Source organism: Tessaracoccus sp. MC1865, from assembly GCF_017815535.1.
GTDB lineage: Bacteria > Actinomycetota > Actinomycetes > Propionibacteriales > Propionibacteriaceae > Arachnia.
In genome coordinates this window covers 602,715-623,833 of record NZ_CP072596.1, presented here as the reverse complement: position 1 = coordinate 623,833, position 21,119 = coordinate 602,715, and the positions used below count along the sequence as shown (strand labels likewise).

General features: G+C 68.5%; 13 protein-coding genes. 3 read left to right on the top strand and 10 right to left on the bottom strand.

Annotated elements, in window-relative coordinates:
* Window positions 1–21: 21 nt before the first annotated feature.
* The 4 genes from J7D54_RS02640 to J7D54_RS02625 all read right to left on the bottom strand — a co-directional run bounded on the left by J7D54_RS02640 (window position 22) and on the right by J7D54_RS02625 (window position 9,078).
* Window positions 22–3,423, bottom strand: a complete 3,402-nt coding sequence (locus J7D54_RS02640; protein WP_182762372.1) for a pyruvate carboxylase — start codon at window positions 3,421–3,423, stop codon at window positions 22–24.
* A 17-nt stretch (window positions 3,424–3,440) separates the two neighbouring features.
* Window positions 3,441–4,787, bottom strand: coding sequence for an alpha-L-fucosidase (locus J7D54_RS02635; RefSeq protein WP_182762374.1), 1,347 nt, complete (start codon window positions 4,785–4,787; stop codon window positions 3,441–3,443).
* 81 nt (window positions 4,788–4,868) lie between these two features.
* On the bottom strand, window positions 4,869–7,439 hold the full coding sequence (locus J7D54_RS02630) for a PEP/pyruvate-binding domain-containing protein (RefSeq protein ID WP_182762376.1): 2,571 nt from the start codon (window positions 7,437–7,439) through the stop codon (window positions 4,869–4,871).
* Window positions 7,440–7,533: 94 nt separating this feature from the next.
* Window positions 7,534–9,078, bottom strand: a complete 1,545-nt coding sequence (locus J7D54_RS02625) for an NCS2 family permease (RefSeq protein WP_182762378.1) — start codon at window positions 9,076–9,078, stop codon at window positions 7,534–7,536.
* A 138-nt stretch (window positions 9,079–9,216) separates the two neighbouring features.
* Here J7D54_RS02625 and J7D54_RS02620 point away from each other — a divergent pair, with 138 nt between their 5' ends.
* The gene (locus J7D54_RS02620) at window positions 9,217–9,732 is read left to right on the top strand and encodes a lipoprotein LpqH (protein WP_182762380.1); all 516 of its coding nucleotides are present in this window, start codon (window positions 9,217–9,219) and stop codon (window positions 9,730–9,732) included.
* Between the two features lie 66 nt (window positions 9,733–9,798).
* Here the strand turns inward: J7D54_RS02620 and J7D54_RS02615 are convergent, their stop codons facing one another.
* The 3 genes from J7D54_RS02615 to nagB form a co-directional block, all read right to left on the bottom strand.
* Window positions 9,799–10,572, bottom strand: a complete 774-nt coding sequence (locus J7D54_RS02615) for a DUF3027 domain-containing protein (protein ID WP_182762382.1) — start codon at window positions 10,570–10,572, stop codon at window positions 9,799–9,801.
* Window positions 10,573–10,956 carry a cold-shock protein gene (locus J7D54_RS02610; RefSeq protein WP_076063845.1) on the bottom strand — a complete coding sequence of 128 codons (384 nt, stop codon included), beginning with the start codon at window positions 10,954–10,956 and terminating at the stop codon, window positions 10,573–10,575.
* A gap of 88 nt (window positions 10,957–11,044) precedes the next feature.
* Window positions 11,045–11,830 (bottom strand): glucosamine-6-phosphate deaminase, encoded by a 786-nt coding sequence (nagB, locus tag J7D54_RS02605; protein WP_182762384.1) that lies wholly within the window; start codon window positions 11,828–11,830, stop codon window positions 11,045–11,047.
* A 216-nt stretch (window positions 11,831–12,046) separates the two neighbouring features.
* Here nagB and J7D54_RS02600 point away from each other — a divergent pair, with 216 nt between their 5' ends.
* The gene (locus tag J7D54_RS02600; RefSeq protein ID WP_182762386.1) at window positions 12,047–12,808 is read left to right on the top strand and encodes a hypothetical protein; all 762 of its coding nucleotides are present in this window, start codon (window positions 12,047–12,049) and stop codon (window positions 12,806–12,808) included.
* 6 nt (window positions 12,809–12,814) lie between these two features.
* Here the strand turns inward: J7D54_RS02600 and J7D54_RS02595 are convergent, their stop codons facing one another.
* Window positions 12,815–13,336: an NUDIX hydrolase gene (locus J7D54_RS02595; RefSeq protein WP_182762388.1), complete on the bottom strand. Its 522-nt coding sequence runs from the start codon at window positions 13,334–13,336 to the stop codon at window positions 12,815–12,817.
* Window positions 13,317–14,024 (bottom strand): copper homeostasis protein CutC, encoded by a 708-nt coding sequence (locus J7D54_RS02590; protein WP_182762390.1) that lies wholly within the window; start codon window positions 14,022–14,024, stop codon window positions 13,317–13,319. The genes J7D54_RS02595 and J7D54_RS02590 overlap by 20 nt, the downstream gene beginning before the upstream one ends.
* A 48-nt stretch (window positions 14,025–14,072) precedes the next feature.
* Here J7D54_RS02590 and J7D54_RS02585 point away from each other — a divergent pair, with 48 nt between their 5' ends.
* On the top strand, window positions 14,073–14,603 hold the full coding sequence (locus J7D54_RS02585; RefSeq protein WP_182762391.1) for a GNAT family N-acetyltransferase: 531 nt from the start codon (window positions 14,073–14,075) through the stop codon (window positions 14,601–14,603).
* 62 nt (window positions 14,604–14,665) lie between these two features.
* Here the strand turns inward: J7D54_RS02585 and pulA are convergent, their stop codons facing one another.
* On the bottom strand, window positions 14,666–20,863 hold the full coding sequence (gene pulA, locus J7D54_RS02580) for a pullulanase-type alpha-1,6-glucosidase (RefSeq protein ID WP_245244088.1): 6,198 nt from the start codon (window positions 20,861–20,863) through the stop codon (window positions 14,666–14,668).
* Window positions 20,864–21,119 lie beyond the last annotated feature (256 nt).

The following is a 21,119-nucleotide window of genomic DNA, read 5'->3' as shown; positions in this document are numbered from 1 at the left end:
AGGGCCCAACGGCCGAGCCCGTCAGCTGGCGTCGATCACCAGGACGAGGTCGCCGCCCTCGAGCTGGGTGGCGCCCGGCAGCACGACGCGACGGACGGTACCGCTCACCGGGGCGTTGATGGAGGCCTCCATCTTCATCGCCTCGATCGTGGCCACCGGCGCCCCCGCCTCAACGACGTCGCCCTCACCCACCGACGGCGTCACTACGCCGCTGAAGGGTGCGGCCACGTGGCCCTTGTTCGAGGTGTCCGCCTTCTCAGCCGCCGCGACCTCCGACTTGATCGAGAGGTCACGCACCCGCACCGGCCGGATCTGGCCGTTCAGCAGCGTCATGACGGTGCGCTTGCCGCGCTTGTCGGGCTCGGAGATGGCCTCCAGACCGGCCAGCAGCGTGACGCCCTTCTCCAGCGTGATGGCGTATTCCTTGCCGCGTTCCATGCCGTAGAGGTATGGGACGGTGGGCAGCACGGAGATGTCGCCGAAGTCTTCGCGGGCCTGGATGAACGCCTTCGTGGGGCCGGGGAACAGCAGCCGGTTGAGCGTCTCCTGACGCTCACGCCCCTCGTTCTCCAGCAGCGCCAGGTCTTCCTCGGACACCTCGGTGACGCGGACGGGGACCTTGCGACCCCCCAGCGCCTTGGTGCGGAACGGCTCAGGCCAGCCGCCGGCGGGTTCGCCGAGTTCGCCGCCGAGGAAGCCGATCACGGAATCCGGGATGTCGAAGTTCTGCGGGTCCTCTTCGAACGCCTTCGGGTCTGCACCGACGGCGACGAGGTGCAGCGCGAGGTCGCCCACCACCTTCGACGACGGGGTCACCTTGATGGGCCGGCCGAGGATCTTGTCTGCAGCCTCGTACATGTTCTCGATCTGCTCGAACTTCTCGCCGAGGCCGAGCGCGATGGCCTGCTGGCGCAGGTTCGACAGTTGACCACCCGGGATCTCGTGCGAGTAGACGCGGCCGGTGGGCGCGGGAAGGCCGGACTCGAACGGCTTGTACAGGTTGCGCACGGCCTCCCAGTAGGGCTCGAGGTTCAGCACGGCCTGCGCGTCGAGTTCGGTCTGGCGCTCCGTCTGGTCCAGCGCCATCAGAAGAGCCGACATCGGCGGCTGCGAGGTGGTGGAGCTGAGCGCCGAGTTCGCCACGTCGACGGCGTCGACCCCCGCGTCGATGGCCGCCATGAGGGTGGCCATCTGGCCGCCCGTGGTGTCATGGGTGTGCAGGTGCACGGGCTGGTCGAAACGTTCCCGGAGCGCGGTGACCAGGCGGCGGGCCGCCTCTGGGCGCAGCAGCCCGGCCATGTCCTTGATGGCCAGGATGTGCGCACCTGCGTCGACGATCTTCTCCGCCAGGCGGAGGTAGTAGTCGAGCGTGTAGATCTTCTCGTTGGGGTCCAGCAGGTTCGAGGTGTAGCACAGCGCCACCTCGGCCACCGAGTTGGTGGTGTGCACCGCTTCGATCGCGGGGCGCATCTGCTCCACGTCGTTGAGCGCGTCGAAGATGCGGAAGATGTCGATGCCGGTGGCGGCTGCCTCGGCGACGAAGGCCTGCGTCACCTCCGTGGGGTACGGCGTGTAGCCGACGGTGTTGCGGCCGCGCAGCAACATCTGCAGGTTCTGGTTCGGCATTGCTTCACGCAGCGTGGCGAGCCGCTCCCACGGGTCTTCGCCCAGGAAGCGCAGCGCCACGTCGTAGGTGGCTCCGCCCCAGCATTCGACGGAGAACATCTCCGGCAGCAGGCGGGCCTGCGTCGGGGCGATGCGCAGCAGGTCACGCGTGCGGACGCGGGTGGCCAGCAGCGACTGGTGCGCGTCGCGGTAGGTGGTGTCCGTGACCCGCACGGGCACCGCGTCGCGCAGTTCCTTGGCGAACCCGGCGGCGCCGAGCGCCAGCAAGCGCTGACGGGAGCCGTCTGGGACTCCCCCGTTGAGGTCCACCTTCGGCAGCTTGTCGCCCGGGTCCAGCGTGGTGGGCGCGTCGCCGTGCGGCTTGTTGACCGTGACCTCGGCGATGTGGCGCAGCAGTTTGGTGGCCCGGTCTGCCGGGGTGCGGGCGTTGAGCAGGTAGGGGCGCTCGTCGATGAAGTTGGTGGTGACCGGCCCCGCCAGGAAGTCGGCGTCCTCCAGCACTGCGCGCAGGAACGGGATGTTGGTGGCCACGCCGCGGACACGGAACTCGGCCAGGGCGCGCTGGGCGCGGGCGATGGCCATCTTCAGGTCGCGGCCGCGGGCGGTCAGCTTGACCAGCAGCGAGTCGAAGTGGGGGCTGATCTCGACGCCGGTGCCGGTGGTGCCGCCGTCGAGGCGGATACCTGCGCCGGAGGCCGAGCGGTACGCGGTGATCAGGCCGGTGTCCGGGCGGAAGGAGTTGAGCGGGTCCTCCGTCGTGATGCGGCACTGGAGGGCGGCGCCGCGGATCTGCAGCTCGTCCTGACGGATGCCGATCTGCTCGAGCGTCTCGCCGTTGGCGATGCGCATCTGCGCCTGCACCAGGTCCACGTCGGTGATCTCTTCGGTGACGGTGTGCTCCACCTGGATGCGCGGGTTCATCTCGATGAACACGTGCTCACCGGCGCGGGGCCCGTCGGTCTCGACGAGGAACTCGACGGTGCCGGCGCAGAAGTAGTTGATGGATTCGGCGAACTTCACGGCGTCGCGGCACAGCGCCTGGCGCAGTTCCTCAGAGATGAACGGCGCCGGGGCCATCTCGATGACCTTCTGGTGGCGGCGCTGGATGGAGCAGTCCCGCTCGAAGAGGTGGACGATGTTGCCCTCGCCGTCCGCGAGGATCTGCACCTCGATGTGACGGGGGGCGGCGACCGCCTGCTCGATGTAGACGGTGGGGTCACCGAACGCGGCCTCGGCCTCGCGCATGGCGGCGGCCACCTCGTCGGCGATCTTGCTGGGGTCGTCGACGCGGCGCATACCGCGGCCACCGCCGCCGGCCACGGCCTTCACGAACACGGGGAAGCCGATCTCGTCGGCCGCCTTCTTGAGCACCTCGACGTCTGTGGACGGAGGGCAGGAGTTGAGGACCGGCACGCCGGCTTTCTTGGCGGCCTCGATGGCGCGCACCTTGTTGCCGGCCATGGCGAGCACGTCGGACGAGGGCCCGATGAAGGTGATCCCGTTCGCCTCGCAGGCCTTGGCGAAGTCAGGGCTCTCCGACATGAAGCCGTAGCCGGGGTAGATCGCGTCGGAGCCGGATTCCTTGGCCGCCCGGATGATCTCGTCGATGCTCAGGTAGGCGCGGACCGGGTGGCCCTCCTCCCCGATGAGGTACGACTCCGACGCCTTCACGCGGTGATCGGCGTTGCGGTCCTCGTAGGGGAACACTGCGACGGTGCGGTAGCCGAGTTCGTAGGCTGCACGGAAGGCGCGCACTGCGATCTCGCCGCGGTTGGCGACCAATACCTTTTGGAACATGGGCGTCAGCCTAACGGCTAGCCCGCCCGCACCGGAATGCCTTCCATGGCCGCGACCACCACCGGCTCGTCCCTGATCACGTGGGGAACCGACACCCAGTCGCCCGCTGAGACGGTGACTTCACCGTCGGCGCCGAGCCACCTGAGTCGCGCTCCGGCGAGCTCGTGGGGGATGTGGAGTTCGCCGGGCGACGGGTCCAGCAGCGCGTAGATCGTGTCCGCTTTTTGCGTGTAGCGAACATCCCCGTCGCCGAAACGCACCCAGGGGCGGGTGCCGTAGATGGCGTCGCCGTAGCTCCGCAGCCAGCCGCCGAGGGCCGCCATCGACGCCGCCTGCAGCTCAGGGATGGTGCCGTCCGCGCGGGGGCCGACGTTGATGAGGAGGTTGCCGTTCTTGGCCACCACGTCGACGAGCAGTCTGATGAGGTCAGCACCGCTGAGCGTGTGCTCCGAGCCCTCGGCCTGGTTGTAGCCGAACGAGAACCCGAGGCCGCGGGTGGCTTCCCAGGGGACCTCGACGGTGTGGTTGATCTCCATGTATTCGCGGGTGATGAAGCCGTGATAGGGCACCCCCCAGCGGTCGTTGACAACGCCGTCGGGCACCTGGTCCAGGTACCGCTTGAGTAGCGCGGCGACGGCGTATTCCTCATGCCCCTTGCCCCCGTCGGGCCATTCGATGTCGTTCCAGAGCACGTCCGGCGCGAACCGCTCCACGAGCTCGTCGAGCTGGGCGGCGGCGTAGCGGGAGAACAGTTCGTCGTGGCGGCGGAAGCGGAACAGGTCGGTATCGGATTCGATGGGCGGGAAGTCTGAGACGTGCCAGTCCAGCGCCCCGGAGTAGTAGAGCCCGAATCGGGCGCCGGCGCGGCGGGTGGCGTCGTGCAGTTCGGCGATCAGGTCGCGGCGGGGGCCTCGCTGCACGGCGTTGAAACCGGTCGTGCCCGTGCCCCAGAGGCAGAAGCCCTCGTGATGCTTGGAGGTGGGGATGATGTAGCGGGCGCCGGCGTCGACGAGGCGGCCGACGAAGTCGTCGGCGTCGAACTGGTCGGCGCGCCAGTGGTCCGCCAGGTCCTCGTAGCTGGTGCCAGTGCCGTAGACCGCCTGGTGGTGGAGCCAGGTGGGGCTGCCGGCGATGCGCACCGTGTTGCCGTACCACTCCGCGTACTGGTGGTGGGTGTAGGCGTCCTCGACGGGCACTCCCCCGGGCCCGTGGGCAGTTGCCCAGGCGGGCACCGAGTAGAGGCCCCAGTGGATGAAGAAGCCCAGCTTCGCGTCGCGGTACCAGTCCGGCACGTGTCCGGTCTCGGGATATGCGGGTGGGTTATCGCCGAACTCCGGCCCGGTGCGGATCTCAAAACGAAGCATCAGTTCCTCCTGTGGATCCGCGGCGTCCAACGTCGGACGGCTCCGGCTCCAGGTAACCGATCTTAACGGCGCCGCTGCGGGTCAGCAGCAGAAGACCCGCTGGTTCACGACGTCGGAGTACAGCACGAGCGACTCCCTGGACACCACGTGCACCACCTCGGCGATGGCCGGGTCCGCGTTGGGCACGATAGAGAGGATCTCGTTGGGTTGCGTCGTCAGCTTCTCGTGGTTGAACACGTAGCCGGGCCGCCCGTCGAAGATGGCGGCGTAGAACGTCTCCCCCTCGACGATGTCCTGGAAGAAGTGGCTGCCGTAGCTGAGGTCGGGATGGAAATCCGCGTCCGGGTAGGTGTACTCGATGAGCGCGTCTGCCGCGGCGATCTCCGAGAACGAGACCGGCACCCCCAGCGACGGCGTGGTGGTCCCCCACCGGCCGGGGCCGATGGCCATCACGCCCTTCCCCTTCAGCGCCCGAGTCGCCTGGCCGACCAGCCGGGCCACCGCGTAGCGGTCCTGGTGTCCCAGGCTGAGGTAGCGCTTGGGGCGCACGTAGACGACGGCTCCGATCGGGAGCCGCACGTTGCCGCCCATGAACGTGCCGTTCGAGCTGAACAGGCAGTCCGCGGTGTCGGCCACTTCCGGCATCAGCACCGCCTTGCCCAGGCCGCGGGTCTGGAGCGGACGGCACTGCACGAGGTTGAAGCGGTAGTCGCCGTCCGGGCGGAAGTTGAGGGTGAACTCGATGTCCACCGGGTAGTCGTAGGCCTCTGCCAGGGAGGCGAGCACCCCCCGCATCAAGGTGCCGAAGTCCGTGGTGGTGAGGAGCCCCTGCAGGTCACAGATCATCTGTGGTTGCGTTGCGGAGCGGCCCAGTTCCTGCAGGCGCCGCAGAGCCCCCCGGTCCGGGGTGAGGAACAGCGACCAGTCGGCCCCGACCCGCCCGTCGGGGTCTCCGGCCGCGCCACTGAGCATGTCGAGCAGTGGCTCGGTCACCAGTTCGTTGGCACTCAGGGAGACCACGTCGACGTAGCGCTGGGAATAGCGTCGCTCCATCCCTTCCTCGACGATGGGCCGGCGGCTGGGCACGTCGAGGGTGACGATCCGGGCGTAGTCCTCGTGGGTGCGGTCCACGGCCCGGGTGCCCAGGCCGAACACGACGCGCAACATCCCGGCCTCGAGGTCGATCCCCGGTTCCCAGACGTAGAGGTTCGACGAGTTGCCCACCCCGCCGGCGTGGGGGAAGAAGAGGTCGCCGTGGTGGTCTCCGGAGACACGCTGCACCAGGACGGCCATCTGCTCGTCGAGGTGCGAGAGGCCACGGTCGCGGCGGTACTCGAGCGCTTCGGCGCTCATGACGCTGGCATACACCGCGCGCACCGCATCCTCGAAGCGCCGGTACCGGTCTTCCGGCGAGCCCTGGCCCGCGCAGAAGACCGACTCGTACTTGCCGGCGAAGGCGTTTCCGAAGTTGTCCTCCAGCAGCGAGGAACTGCGCACGATGATCGGCGACTGCCCGAAGTACTCCAGCATCCGCATGAAGTGGTCCCGCACCGACGGCGGGAAGCGGCCGGTGGGGAGCTTCTGGTGGAGTTCCGCACCGGCGCTGAAGTAGCCCTCGGGGGTCTTCTGCTGCATCCACAGCCGCCACCACCCGTTGGCGACCACGTAGGTGTACCAGAGGTCCGCGCCCAGGAAGAAGGAGTCGTGGGCCTCCATCTTCGCCCGGAACTGGGGTTGCCGCGCCAGGATCGCCCTGGCCACGAGCATGCCCAGCGCCTTGCCGCCGATGGCGCCGGTGCCGATCTCCCGGGAGGCGGTGGCCACCAGGTCGTCGAGGGTGAGGTAGTCCTCGGCCAACTCGACCATCCGGCCCTCGCCGCCGACGAGCATCCGGAGCAGCAGGCTCTTCGCGCCGGCCACCTCGCCCTCGTCCCCGGAGCGCAACGCGTTGCGGCCCGTCTGCACGAGCGACTGCCAGTGGTCCGGTGGGTCGAAGGTGTCGCTCATCCGGGCGAAGAGCCGGGCGGAGGCCTCCGACGACGTGATGGGCCGCGCCTCGTCGCCCTGCAGCGCGTGGGGGAAGAACATCGTGGGCGAGTGGCGCCCGAAGACCTTGAGGGGGTGCACGTACAGCTCGTCGTCGACGCCGTAGAGATCCAGCAGCAGCTGGGTGGTGGAGCGGATGGCGGCGACCGTGGCGTAGGTGTGCTCGCCGCGCACCAGCGGAAAGTAGGCCACGGTGTCCAACTCGTAGAGGAAGGGGCAGGTGACCTGGAAGAAGTTGGCCACGGCCAGGTCCGAGTGCCACCCGCTCAGGAGATCCGTGAGGCAGTCGAAGACGTAGAACGCGAGCCTGCCCCGCTCAGCGGCCATGGTGTGCACCGCCGTGGCGAACGCCTCGAAACCGCCTCCGGGCTCGATCTCGACCACCTCGACGGCGGGATCGTCCACCACGGGCGCGTGGGCGCCGTAGCGCACATAAGTGATGCGGCGTCCGTCGGCGAGGGCCTGCCGCACGAAGGGCTCCACGACGCGGCGGTAGTCGTCGAGGGAATCGACCTGCCACACCACGTTGTCGCCGAGGCGCAGCGAGTCCACGATCCGGTCCAGCCCCGCCGTCCCGGTACTGACCAGGTTGAAGTTCTCCGCCATCGTCCCTCCTCGTCGCTCTCCTCCAGAGTGCCTCATCGGGCGGGACGACGATGGGCCGGGCGGAATACCGCCCGGCCCGTTGTGGTCCGGCAGATCAGCCGATGAGCCAGCCGATCAGCGCGCCCTGGATGAAGTAGATGACGAACAGCGCCGCCACCACGTACATCAGGGGGTGGATCTTCCTGGCCTCACCCTTGACCAGCTTGATGAACACGTGCGCCACCATGCCGGCGCCGATACCCACCGTGATGGAGTAGGCGAACGGCATCAGGATGATCGTCAGGAAGGCGGGGATACCCACCTCGGGGCGCGTCCAGTCGACGTCCACGACCTGCGAGATCATCAGGAAGCCGACGAACACCAGCACGGGGGCGGCGGCCTCGGACGGCACCAGGTTGATCAGCGGGGCGAGGAAGATCGCCGCGATGAACGCGAGGCCGGTGACGACCGACGCGAGGCCCGTGCGGGCACCTTCACCCACGCCCGCGGTCGACTCGACGTAGCAGGTGTTCGACGACACCGAGCCAAGGCCACCGGCCATGGCGCCGACGGAGTCGACGAGCAGGATCTCGGTGGTGCGCGGCGGCATGCCGTCCTTGTCGAGCAGGCCACCCTCAGAACCCACGGCCACGACGGTGCCCATGGTGTCGAAGAAGTCGGCCAGCAGCAGCGAGAACACCAGCACCAGGAGCGCGACGAAGTTGGCCAGCGAGAACTCGCCGTCCGGGAAGAACGCGCCGAACATGTCGATGCGGCCGATGAGGCCCAGATCGGGCAGCGTGAAGTTCTGCAGCGCCGGGACGTTGAGCGCCCAACCGTAGGCGTTGCTGCCGTCGGGCGACTGGGCGCCGACCTTCGTGACGGCCTCGATGATGATGCCCAGCACGGTGGCGCTGACGATGGAGATCAGCATGGCGCCCTTGACCTTCAGCACGTACAGGGCGATCAGGATCAGCATTCCGAAGAAGAACACGCCGATGGGCCAGCCCTGCAGGGTGCCGCCGACACCGAGCTCGACGGGCGTGCCCGCTCCCCGGCGGACCACGCCGGCGTTGACGAGGCCGACGAAGGCGATGAACAGACCGATACCCACCGAGATGGCGGTGCGCAGCGTCTTCGGGATGGCCTTGAACACGGCCGTCCGGAACCCGGTCAGCACCAGGATGAAGATGAGGATGCCCTCCCACACCACGAGGCCCATGGCCTGGGGCCAGGTCATCTGCGGCGCGAGCACGTAGGCCACCAGGGCGTTGAGGCCGAGGCCGGCGGCGAGACCCATCGGGAAGCGCCCGATCAGGCCCATCGCCAGGGTCAGCAGTCCCGCGATGAGCGCGGTGGCCGCTGCCACCATGCCGATCGACGCGCCGACGGCGGCCTCATCGACGATGGTCCGGGCGGCGTCGCTGTACATGGGCGCGCCTGAGATCAGGTTGCCGTTCTTGTCTGCAGCTGTACCGATGATGAGGGGGTTCAGCGCAATGATGTAGGCCATTGCGAAGAACGTGACGAGGCCACCGCGGATCTCTCGCCCGACGGACGAGCGGCGCTTGGTGATCTCGAAGAAACGATCGAGGCCGGACGCGGTGCCGCGCGCGGTCTCTGGGTGCAGCTTTGCTGCCTTGGGGGAGTTCGTAACCACGGACGACCATCCTATTGCCTCCGCACCGCGAACGCTCACCAGGTGCGCGTCCACGATGCGCGACCCGCGTCAGGCCTGGGTCCATTTCCCCTCCTGGCCTAAGCTGGCCGAAGTCAGAAAGGGCGTTCTATGAATCGTGTGAAGGCATCCCTCCTCGCAGGACCCGCCGTGCTGGCGCTGCTGCTCTCCGGGTGCACCGGAGGCGCCGGTGGCGCCCCCTCACCCGTCGGGCAGGGCACCGGAGAAGCCAACGCCGACGTCCCTGCCGGTCAGGCCCTTCCCACGGAGATCACCACCGCAGCCCCCCAGGGCGGTGCCGCCGTGCGCCTCGGCGACACCGAAGAGGCCATCACCAAGGTGGGCTGCACCCAGGTCAACGACAACTGGTCCATGAGCGGGAGCAACGAGGGTGGCGCGAAGGTCGCCGTCACCACCACCGGCGACAAGCAGACGGTGGTGAGCGCCAGCGTCGTGTTCGATGACGGCAAGCTCGTCGACATGGACACCGCACGGGACCTGGGCAGCGCCACCATCACCTGGGACGGCGACTGGTTCACCGTCGTGGGCAGCGGCCCGTTCTACGACCTGATGGACCCGGCCGTCACCGGCCAGGACCCGGTCAACTTCGTCGTCAAGGCCAGCTGCCCGGCCTGAGCCCCACCGGCAGGCAACACAAAGCCCGCGGGCCCGACCAGCGTCGGACCCGCGGGCTTACCAGTCTCAGTCGAAGAGGCTCTCCTCGACATTCACCGTGTCGAACGCGGGAGCCGGCAGTTCCTTGGGGCGCTGCTCGGCCACGACGTCGGAGTGCCCGCCACAGCCGTGGTCCAGCGACACGACGTGTCCGTCGGACGGCGAATATTCGTTGGTGCAGGCGCCGAAGATGACGCCCAGCGAGCCACGGAGGGGCACGAAGTAGGCGCACGTGGCGCAGTTGGCGGGGGCCTCGCGCGACATCTCGTTGTGCGGGCCGGCCTCACCGCGGCACCAGCGCTCGACGGCCTCGTCGCGACCGACGCGGCTCAGCACCCGCTGGCGACCGAGGCCCAGTTCGGCGACGGTGGTGCGCAGCTGAACCCATTCCGACGGGTCCGCGTCAGCCGGCAGGTCTGTGGCGGCGAAGCCGGGCTCCAGACGCGGGTCGTTGTCCGGCGTGGCCATGAGCATGCCCGGCGAGATGTCGCCGGCGCCGATCCGTTCCTCCCACGGCACCCAGTCAGGCGCGAGGAGTGCGGCCGGCTGCGGCAGCAGCACGACCTCGTTGACCGTGACCACCTTGGAACGCGAGGCGCGCACCAGCGTCACGGCCCAACGCCAGTCGGCGTAGCCCGTCAGGAGGCACTCGAAGGAGTGGGTGACGATGCGGTCGCCCTCTTCAGCGACGACACCCAGGTGGGCGCCGACTGCCTCGTCGCCGCCCTCTTCGACGGCGGCTTCGCGGGCGAGGTCGACGGCCTCGGCGGTGACGGCATCCAGCTTGAAGGGTTTTGCCATTTACAGCTCCAGTTCGTCGGCGACGCGGCGCAGCAGCGAAGCGACCTTGGAGGCATGCTTGCTGTCTGGGTGGCGTTGATGGCGGTAGTCGTTGCCGATGGTGTCGAGCATCTTGATCAGGTCCTCGACGATGATCGTCAACTGTTCGGGGTTCTTGCGCTGGGCCTTGGACAGCGACGGCGGGGTCTCCAGCACGTGGAGGCTGAGCGCCTGCTCGCCCCGGCGGCCCTCGATCACGCCGAACTCGACGCGCTGCCCGGGCTTGAGGGAGGTGACCCCGTCGGGGAGCGCGTTGGAGCGCACGTAGACATCGCCACCGCCGTCTTTGGTGATGAACCCAAAGCCCTTCTCAGCGTCGAAGAATCGCACTTTACCGGTTGGCACGTCGCCCCCACTTCTCAGAGAAAATCCAGTGACGGCACAGTCTAGTCGTTTGGGCAGCTGGCTGCCCAAGCGACGGGGGCCGGGCGGGTCAGGCCTTGCCCGTGAGCTGCTGCTTCAGCGCGTACTCGGCCTTGAACTGCGCAGCGTATTCGAGCTTGGAGGCGGCGGCCTCGTCGACGATCACGATGCAGTTCGGGTGGAACTGCAGGATGGAGGCCGGCATCACGTTGGCGACGGGCCCCTCGACCATGGCTGCGACGGCGTCCGCCTTGTGCTCACCGGTGGCCACCAGGACGGCGACGCGGGAGTCCATGATGGTGCCGAGACCCTGCGTCATGCAGTGCGTGGGGACCTCGTCGATGGAGTTGAAGAAGCGCGCGTTGTCCTCGCGGGTCTGTGCGGTGAGGATCTCGACGTGGGTGCGCGAGGAGAAGGACGAGAAGGGCTCGTTGAAGCCGATGTGCCCGTTGGAGCCGATGCCAAGGATCTGCACGTCGACGCCGCCGGCGGCCTCGATGGCCTCGTCGTATTCGTCAGCGGCGGCCTCCAGATCGTCAGCGAAACCGTTGGGCACGCGCACGCGGTCCGGATCCATCCCGAGCGGCTCGACGACGGTGCGGTGGATCACGTTGCGGTAGCTCTCCGGGTGCGCCGGGTCGATGCCCACGTACTCGTCGAGAGCGAAGCCGAGGCCGTGCGAGAAATCGATGATGCCCTCGGTGGAGCGGCGCGACAGCTCGGCGTACAGCGACAGCGGGGAGCTGCCCGTGGCGAGGCCCAGGACCGGAGTTGCGATGCCCTCCAGGTTCTCGATCACCTTGTCCGCGGCCACCTGACCCACCTGGTCAGCGTTCTCGACGATGATAACTTGCATGGTTTTTCCCGAATCTTCACGAATCTGATTGCCGAAATGTCCGGCTTTGCATCCCGCCACCTTATTGTGCGCAACGTGACCTGAGCATATCCTGCTCATTTACCCCGTGAAGTGAACAGGAAATGTGCGCACCAAGGTACCTGGAACAGGTTTGTCCGTACGTTTGCCCCACATGACCTTCCGACCCTGTTGCCGCAGGGCCATTACGATGGATCCATGGCGACGTGGAAGGACGGCGCGGCCTACGCGCCCGTGGAGAGACCGGACGGGTTCGCGACCCCGGTGGTCGGCCCCCTCTCGTCCGGCGAGCCGTACCGGGCGCAGACCCCGGGCCCGGTCGGCCACCCCACCGGCTTCGACCCGCTACCGCCGCAGCAGCCGCTTCACCTCATCGGCGACCGCCCCTCGAGCGTGCGTGACCCGAGGGATGCGTTCACGGTGTACAGCTCGCTCATGACGGCAGATCCGGGCGTCCCCCCGGCAGGCCCGCGCAACCCGCTCTCGCCGTTCCCGACGACGGCTCAGTCCGCGCTCGACACGGCACCCCCGCCTCCCACCGGGCAGCCGCTCGACCCGCCCGGGCCGGCGACGGCCTACCCGCCGCCCACAGTTCCCTCCGTACCCACCGGTCCGTGGGCTCCCCCGCCGTCGGTGGCGCTCCCGCCCGTGGTCGGCACCCCCGTGCCGGTGACGGAGAGCCACCGGGCCCTGGCCAGGGTCGCCTCCGTGCTCTGCTTCGTGGGGTTCCTGGTCAGCAACACGTCAGCGTTCATGCTGCTGGCGGCCGGCGTGATCGGCCTCCGCACCAAGCCGCTGACCAAGGCTCTGGGCTACGTCGCCACCAGCGTCGGCGCGTCAGGGCTGCTGGTGCAGTGGTACCTCGCCGGGCAGCCGTCGCCCATGTTCACCACGCTGTGGGGCTTCATCGCGCTGGGGTGCAGCATCGGCTTCATGCTGTCTTCGCTCAGGGGACGCTGAGTCCCTTCAGTTCCCTGCCGGCACCGTGGATTCCTCGACCTCGCCGAGGTCGAGCGCCTCACCGTCGTGCACCGCGAGCAGCGGCAGTTCCGCCGGCCAGACGGCGCCAGGCAGCGCACTGAGCGGGAACCACCGCGTCTCGACCCGCCGCCTCGCCTCCGCCTCGCTCAAGGCCGCATGCACCGGGTCGAACAGTGGCACGTGCAGCCGGTAGTAGGTCTCGTGCTGGATGAGGACGCGGTCCGAGTAGCCGTGCGTGACGGTACGGGTGGCAACAGGCGGGCCCAGCTCCTCGGGGTCGACGGTGAGCCCGGTCTCCTCGAACAACTCGCGCGCGGCCGCCTGGCGGGGCGACTCGCCGTCGTCGATGCCGCCACCGGGCGTCTGCCAGAACCTGGAGCCGGGAATGCCCGGGTCCGTGTCGCCCTGCAGGAGGACCTGCGGCTGCGCCCCTTCCGGTGCTGACAGCACGATCACCCGGGCGCCGCTGCGACGGTTGATGCGGCGTTCAGTGGGGCTTGCGGACATGAGCCACCTCGGTGTCGATGAGGTCGCGCCAGCTCTCCACCAGTTCGGTGTCGACATAGGCCTTGAAGGAGCCGCCCGGGCGCGCCGGTGACCCGATGTGGAAGGCGCGCACGCCCGCCCGGACCAGCCACGGCACGTGCTCAGGCTTGAGGCCGCCCCCGGCCATGATGAGGCGGGCCACCTCCTCGTCCGCCTTCGCGCGGCGGATGAGGTCGTCAAGGCCCTGCTCGACGCCGCGCACGGAACCGGCTGTCAGCACGTGTGTGAGGCCCGGCAGGGTGCGCACGTCCTGCCAGGCCTTGGCCGCATCGAGGCAGTGGTCGATGGCGCGGTGGAACGTCCAGGGCAGCGAGCCGTCGCCGACGAGCTCCGAGACCACCTCGCGGTCCACCCGGTTCGCGCCGTTCAGGAAGCCGAGCACCACCCCGTCGGCCCCGGCGTCGCGGTAGGCGGAGATCAGTCCCTTGAGCCGTGTGGCTTCTCCCCCGTCCGTGCCGAAGCCCGGCCTCAGGCGGACCATCGGACGGAGATGGATGGTGGTGGCGCGGCGCACCTTGTCGACAGTGCGGGGCTCCGGGGAGAGGCCGTCGTCGTCCATGGTGCCGACAAGTTCCACGCGGTCTGCGCCGCCGGCTTCGGCGCGCTCGGCGTCGGCGGCGTGCAGTGCGATGACCTCCAGCAGGCTCATGTTCACAGCTTGCCAGGTTTGCACGCCTGTTAGCGATAACATGACCGCGTGCCCGTACCCGTGTTGACCACGCCCACACCCAACGATGCTGAGGGCTGGTTCGATTTCCTCGTCGCGCAGCAGGCCGCGACCTACGCCGGAACCGTGCCTACCGATTTCGACGAGCGCCAGCGCGCCTACCGCGACGAGTGGGTGCCCGGACTGGAGGCGCGTTTCGCCAACCCCGGTTCCGCCCGCGCGCTCGTCGCCAGGGTGGGCGGCCAGATCGCCGGCATCGCCTCGATCACGGATGCGCCGGCCAGGTGGGAGGTGGAGAACGACCTCCTGCCCGCCCCTGCCAACCGCCAGCTCGACCGGTTGTACGTCTCCTCTGACTTCCATGGCACCGGCCTGGCCGACGCCCTGTTCAGCAACGTGGACGACGGCCGCCCGATGTACCTGTGGCTGATCAATGGCAACGAGCGCGCCCGGCGCTTCTACGCGCGGCGGGGCTTCGTCGACCTGGACGAGCAGTTCGTGGCCGGCCCCAGCTGGGGCGGCGTCGCGATGCACCGCATGCTCCGCAGCATGTCTCGCTGACCCCCACAACGCAGTGACGCCGGCCGAGCAGTGCTCGACCGGCGTCAGTGCCTATCCGGGGATCAGCGGAACATCACGATGTTGTTGAACACCCATTCGTTGTTCTGGCCGAAGATCCAGCCGCCACCCTTCTCCGCCTCGACCGCCGTGTAGACGGTCACCCTGGCGTAGGACCGGCAGCCGTTCCCGCCCGTCTGGGCGGTGTCACACTCGGTGCGCCAGCTGCGGCCGTCCGTCGCCGTCCACTCGTTGGTGGCCGCGAGAGGGTTGCCCTGCCACTGCTGCCGGGTCATGTACGGCAGGTAGGTCAGGTTGTTGAACACCCATCCGGTCTTCCGCACGAACTTCCCGTCCTGGATCATCACGACGGTGGCCCAGATCTCGGTGCGGCACCGTTCGGTCTGCGAGTACTTCTCGCAGGTGGTGTTCCAGTCGCGCCCGTTGAGGCCCTTGTGCAGCCCCGGCAGGGTGTACGGGGCGCTGCGCACGAAGGCCGGCGGGCCGGGAGGCGTCGTCGGGGGCTTCGTGGTGGGCGGCGCCGACACCGGCGGGGTGGGCTTCGTCGGCGGGGTGCTGGGTGCCTGCTCCTGGTCCTGCACGAGGACGACGACCGAACGGGCCGGGATCGTCAGCGTGCCGGTGGACGAGGTCCAGGAGGTGGTGCCCAGCGTGGCGTCGGCGTCAGGTCCGTCGGTGAGGACGGGCGAGAGCGCCATTTCCACGCCGGCCATGCCGTCGACCTGTTCCGAGAGTGCCTCCGGGGTGGCGTTGAACGCCACGAGGAGCCCGTCGACCGCACCGTCCACGTCCGTGCCGACGGTGTCGTCGATGCGCATCAGGATGAGGCCCGGCGTCTGGTCGGCGCCCGCGTTGGGGAACGTGACCTTCTGCGCGATGTCCTCAGCCGTGCCCAGCGTGAGAAGCGGGTAGGTGGAGCGCAACTTCAGCAGCTCGAGCGCACGGGCGCGCGAGGTGGCGATGTCGCCTGGGGACGGCGTGTTCGCCGGGTCCTCCAGGAGCGGCCGCATCGCGTCCCACTTCGCACCGTTCTTCTCCTCCGGAGGCAGGCCCACGCCGAAGTTGTTCGACTGCATGGACCAGTCGAGCGCATTGAAGTGGTCGCCGGAGTTGTAGGAGTCGCGGTCCATGGACTTCGAGCGCAACAGGTCTGTGCCCGCATGCCAGAACGACGGGGACTGGCCGAGCGCGACGGTGGCCAACGAGAGCGTATTCATGCGCACCCGCGTGTCCATCGTCGAGTCCGTGGGCAGCTTCCAGACGCCCAGGTCGAACAGTGTCTCGTTGTCGTGGGCGTCCACGTAGTTGACCGACTCGGACGGCTGCGTGGCGTAGCCGGCCGGCTGGCCGTTGTAGTCCAGTTCGCTGCCCTTCTGGACGGTGCCCGCAGACGTCTCGAACGAGAAGTCGGCCAGGTTGCCGGCCATGCCGAGGCGGATGAGGTCCTGGCGGTGCCTCAGGTCCGCCCGCTGCTCGTCGGCGCTCCGGGTGCTCACACCGTTCGGGTCGGTGAGGAGGCCGGTGCCGAAGCCTTGGAACTCGGACTTGTTCTCGTCGAAGGGCCCACCACCGTGGACGGCGTCGCGCAGCCGGTCGTTGAACGCCCCGATGCCGGTGCCGTCCAACTGCCCCTGCGTGGCCTGGTGGAAGCGGGCGTTGCCCGCCACCTCGCCGAAGTCCCAACCTTCGCCGTAGAGGTACATGCTGCTGCCGTCGACACCGTCGGTTTCGACCGTGAGTTCATCGAGAGCGGTGCGGACGGCCTCCATGTTGGCGCGGGAGTGGTGGCCCATGAGGTCGAAGCGGAAACCGTCGACGTGGTAGTCGCGGGCCCACGTGACCACGGAGTCGACCATCAACTGCTCGGCCATGGCGTGTTCGGTTGCCACGTTTTCGCAGCAGGTGGACTTTTCGACGCTGCCCGTCAGGCTGAGCCGGTGGTAGTACCCCGGCACCACCTGGTCGAGCACCGACTTGTCGGCCTGCCCAGACTGCGCGGTGTGGTTGTAGACCTCGTCCAGCACGACCTGGAGGCCCATGCCGTGCAGGCCACCCACCATCTCGCGGAAGGCGGAGGTCCGCTTCCCGCCGATCTGGTTCGCGTCGGAGGCGTAGGAGCCCTCCGGCGTCGAGTAGTGGAACGGGTCGTAGCCCCAGTTGAACGCGTCCTGGTCTGCCACGGAAGTCACGGCGGCCTGCTGCTCCGTCGAGGCCGGGCCGGCGTCGGGGACGACCGGTTCGACCTGCTGGGTGCGGTCCTCCTCGATGGTGGCGATATCGAAGCTGGGCAGGAGGTGGACGGTGTTCATGCCGGCCTCGGCCAGTTCGGTGAGGGCGGCCACGCCGTCGCTGTCCTCCAACGCGAACGCCTCGTAGGTGCCGCGCAGCTCCTCAGGGACGGTTTCGTCCGTGATGGAGAAGTCGCGGATGTGCAGCTCGTAGATCGTGCGGTCGACGAACTGGTCGATCACCGGCGCCTCGTTGCCCGTCCAGATCTCCGGCGCCCAGGCCGGGTCGTCGAGGTCGACGAGCACCGAGTGGGTGGAGTTGAGGGTGAGGCCGATGGAGTACGGATCCGTGACCACGTTGCGCTCGATGCGGTCCAGTGACGGGACGAAGACGCCCACGTCGAACTGGTACGCACGGTTCTTCCAGCCTGCTTCCCCGGTGAGCGTCCAGGTGCCGTCGGCCTGCTCGGCCATCGGCACGCGGGTGGGTTCGCCGGAGCCGGTGGAGTCGGCGAAGAGGAGCAGGTCGACGTCGGTGGCCGTCGGCGCCCAGAGGCTGAGCGACGCCACGCCTGCGGCGAACGTCACGCCGAGTTCGCCGGTGCGGGCGTCGGAGGCGTACAGGTCGTCGAGCACGCCCGGGATCTGCAGCCCGGTGAATGCCTCGGGCAGCCCGTCGGCGTTGCGCTGGATGACGGCGAGGTCGCCCTTCAGTGCTTCCTCGACGGCGGCGCGGTCGGCGTCGAGCTTCAGCGCGAGGAAGCCGCGCAGGTGGCCGCGGACCTCGAGTTGAGCCGCGGTGAGGCCGGCAGCGTCGTTGGTGAGGTCGCCGAGCTTGACCGCGGGCGTCCCGGTGCTGCTGGTGACGACCCCGTCGACGAGCGCCAGCCCGCCGTCCGCGTCGGTCCAGAGTTCCCAGGTGCGGGTGGCCGGGTCACCAGCGGCGACGGTCGCCGGCCAGGCGACGGTCTGCTGGTCGATCCAGTGGCCGAGCAGCTGATCGGTGCCGGCCAGCGGCGGATCCTCGACGGTGATCTCGAGCAGGTGGCTGTCGATGTTGTAGGCGAACGACACAAGCTTGTTCGCCGCCGTGGTGAAGGAGTAGTTCCCGGCGTTGGGAACGCCGCCGACCCCGTAGTTCTCGTCCCACGACTGACCGTGGGCGACCTTCACCTCGTAGCTGCCGGCCGGGAGGGAGGTGGTGGACCAGGTGTAGTTGCCGTCTCCCGTCGGGAACATGAGCGTCGCGAGGCACTCAGGCTGCCAGTCCCCCGGACACCCCGCTGCGGCGTTGAAGCTGCCGGGGAGGGTGACGATGGGGCTCTGGGCGGTGTTGAAGAACAGGTGCGTCACGGGGTCGTAGAAGAACGTCACCTCGGTTGCTTCGGTCAGCGTGTACAGCGAGTTACCCCCGCCCGGCACGCCGCCCACGCCGTAGTTGACGTCCCAGGAGCCGCCCACCGCGACCTTGTACTCGTAGCTGCCGGCCGGCAGCGAGAACGTGCCCGTGTAGAGCCCGCTCACCGGATCCAGCGTGAGCAGCGCCTCTGCGCAGTCGGGCTTCCAATCTCCGGAGCAGCCCATCGCAGCGTTGTGGTTGCCGGGGACGGTGACGGCGGTGGACCAGTCGATCTCACCGGCGTCGGGGGCGGCCTCGCCCAGGTCGGTGCCGACGACGACTGTGGTCGAGGCGGCGACCCGCGCGCCGCTGGCGTCGGTGCTCACCGCCCGCACCTCGAGGACGGTGCCGGGAAGATGCGCACCGAAGTCGCCGAAGACGCGCGGCTGGTCGGTCTCAGCGGTGCCGAGCGGGGTGTAGCTGCTGGAGCCGGCCACGCGGTAGGCGAAGGAGGTCTCCGCCCAGCGGTCGTCGGCGATGTCTGCCATGAGCGGCACCAGGCCGTCGGTGGGAGCGCCGGAGGTGACGGCGATCTGCTGGGCGTCGCCAGCGGGCGCGACCGGGGCACCGGCCTTGTAGACGACGGCGCTCAGCGCTGGAACGGTCAGGGTGACCGAGCCGTCGACGTTGGTCACGCCCGTGGTGGCGCCGTAGAGCGGCGCGTAGGTGGCGCCGGGCGTCAGGGTGGCGAAGTCGACGGTCTGGGGCGTCGTGGCGTTGTTGACGGCCACAAGGTACTCGACCTTCTCGGTGCGGTCGACGCGGGCGGCGGCGTAGACGCCGGCGCCGGATTCGGCGTAGAGCTCCGTCTGCGCACCGGTGGAGAGCGCCGGGTGCGCGAGGCGCAGTGCGGCCAAACCCGCGATGTCGTCGTAGAGCACTCCGTCGGTACCGAAATGGGCCCCACTGCCGGCGGACGAACCGTCGATCAGGGAGTTGTCGAGGTAGCTGGGCACCTGCGAGGCGAACATCGACTCGCGGGCGTCCTTGTCTCCGCCGTCGCCCACGAAGCCCTGCTCGTCGCCGTAGTAGACCACCGGCTGGCCGCGCGTCAGGAACATCAGTTCGTGCGCCAGTTCGGATCTCTGCTGCCGGTCCGCGGAGTCACCCAGGAGGAAGCCGACGCGGCCCATGTCGTGGTTGCCGAGGAAGGTGGGGAGGCTGGACGACGACGAGGTCGCGGTCGTGTAGTAGTCGTCGGCCGAGAAGAGGCCGGACAGGCCCTGCGCCGTGAATCCCTTGGCGTAGCCCAGGGCGCTGGACTGGTAGGCGAAGTCCAGCACGGAGTTCATGTCGGAGTTGCGGACGTACGGCGACAGCAGGCGCGCGTCGGCGTCGTAGACCTCGCCGAACATGAAGAAGTCGTCCTTGGCATGGTCCTGGATGGACTTGGTGAACTCCTGCCAGAAGACGAAGTCGACGTGCTTGGCGGTGTCGATGCGGAAGCCGTCGATGCCGAGGTCGGTCCAGGCCTTGTAGATGGCGGTCATGCCGTCGACGACGATCTGGTTCTCGGTCATGAGGTCGTCGAGGTCGCCGAAGTCCATGTAGCGGGCAGGTTCACCGGCCGGCCAGGCGGGGTCGAAACCGCGGTTGTGGTAAAGCGTCGGGTCATTGAGCCACGCCGGGAACTTCGCGTCCTCCATGCCCGCCGGGATCTCCGGGTCGTAGGGGAACGAGCGCTCGTCGGGGTGCATCAGCGGCATGGCCGCGGTGCCCGGTGCGTAGGCGGCGGGGTCGAACTCCGCCCCGTTGATGTCCTTGTACGGGCTGGCCGCCTTGGTGACGTAGGGCGGGTTGGTGCCCTCGTGGCCGGCGTAGTGGATCACGTCGGCGGTGTGGTTGGCGATGATGTCGAAGTACACCTTGATGCCCCGGGCGTGCGCTTCGTCGATGAAGGCGTCCAGTTCGGCGTTGGTGCCGAAGTGCGGGTCGATCTGCGTGAAGTCGGTGATCCAGTACCCGTGGTAGCCGGCCGACGCGTCAGCGCCGACGCCCTGCACCGGACGGTTCACGAACGACGGCGTGAGCCAGATGGCGCTCATCCCGAGGCCGTCGATGTAATCCAGCCTGTCGCGGAGGCCCTGGATGTCGCCGCCGTTGAAGAACGCCTTGTCGGTGGGGTCGAAGCCGGTCACCAGGCGGTCGGTGCCGCTGCAGTCGACGGGGAGCACGCCGTCGGCGGCGGGCCCGGTGGCGATGCAGGCGTCGTTGCCGGTGTCGCCGTTCTCGAAACGGTCCGTCATGACGAAGTAGAAGTTGTTGCCGGCGCCCGGGTCACGGAAAGGCGCAGCGACGAGCGCCGCGTCGGACTCCTGGTAGCCGTCCGGCAGGTCGGCGATGCCGAGGGAGACCTTGTTGGAGCCGTCCTCGAAGCTCACCGTGACCGCCGTGTCCGCAGCGAGGCGCAGGGGGTAGTTGCCCCCGTCGAGGCCGTAGGCCTCATCCCACGCGTTGTTGATCGCGATCTTGAATTCGTAGTTGCCTGCGGGGACAGTGAAATCACCCGTCCAGAGGCCGTCGCCGTCGGCATCGGTGAGGCCGGTGACGGCACAACCTGGGTCCCAGTCGCCCGCGCACCCGAGTTCTGACTGGAGATCGCCCACCAGTGTCACGGCTGTCGTGGCGGCGGCCGCAGGGGCGGGCGGCGAAATTGCTGTGACAACGCCTGATGTGCAGACCAGGGCTGTGAGAGCGAAACCCGAGAGCAATCGGGAAGACGCTGAACGCGACATCGTGACTCCTTCGTCATTGCACGTTTGATCGTTCAAGTCCGCCCATCATGGCATTAGTCTCGAGGCAGATCAATACCCCTAGGGTTGGGAAATCCCTCCCCCACAGCCCCTGACCAGTCCCCGGGAACGCAGAAGG

Coding starts and splice junctions, on each gene's coding strand:
- J7D54_RS02640 (WP_182762372.1), bottom strand. CDS start 3,423: ATGTTCCAAAAGGTATTGGTCGCCAACCGCGGCGAGATCGCAGTGCGC.
- J7D54_RS02635 (WP_182762374.1), bottom strand. CDS start 4,787: ATGCTTCGTTTTGAGATCCGCACCGGGCCGGAGTTCGGCGATAACCCA.
- J7D54_RS02630 (WP_182762376.1), bottom strand. CDS start 7,439: ATGGCGGAGAACTTCAACCTGGTCAGTACCGGGACGGCGGGGCTGGAC.
- J7D54_RS02615 (WP_182762382.1), bottom strand. CDS start 10,572: ATGGCAAAACCCTTCAAGCTGGATGCCGTCACCGCCGAGGCCGTCGAC.
- nagB (WP_182762384.1), bottom strand. CDS start 11,830: ATGCAAGTTATCATCGTCGAGAACGCTGACCAGGTGGGTCAGGTGGCC.
- J7D54_RS02600 (WP_182762386.1), top strand. CDS start 12,047: ATGGCGACGTGGAAGGACGGCGCGGCCTACGCGCCCGTGGAGAGACCG.
- J7D54_RS02595 (WP_182762388.1), bottom strand. CDS start 13,336: ATGTCCGCAAGCCCCACTGAACGCCGCATCAACCGTCGCAGCGGCGCC.
- J7D54_RS02590 (WP_182762390.1), bottom strand. CDS start 14,024: ATGAGCCTGCTGGAGGTCATCGCACTGCACGCCGCCGACGCCGAGCGC.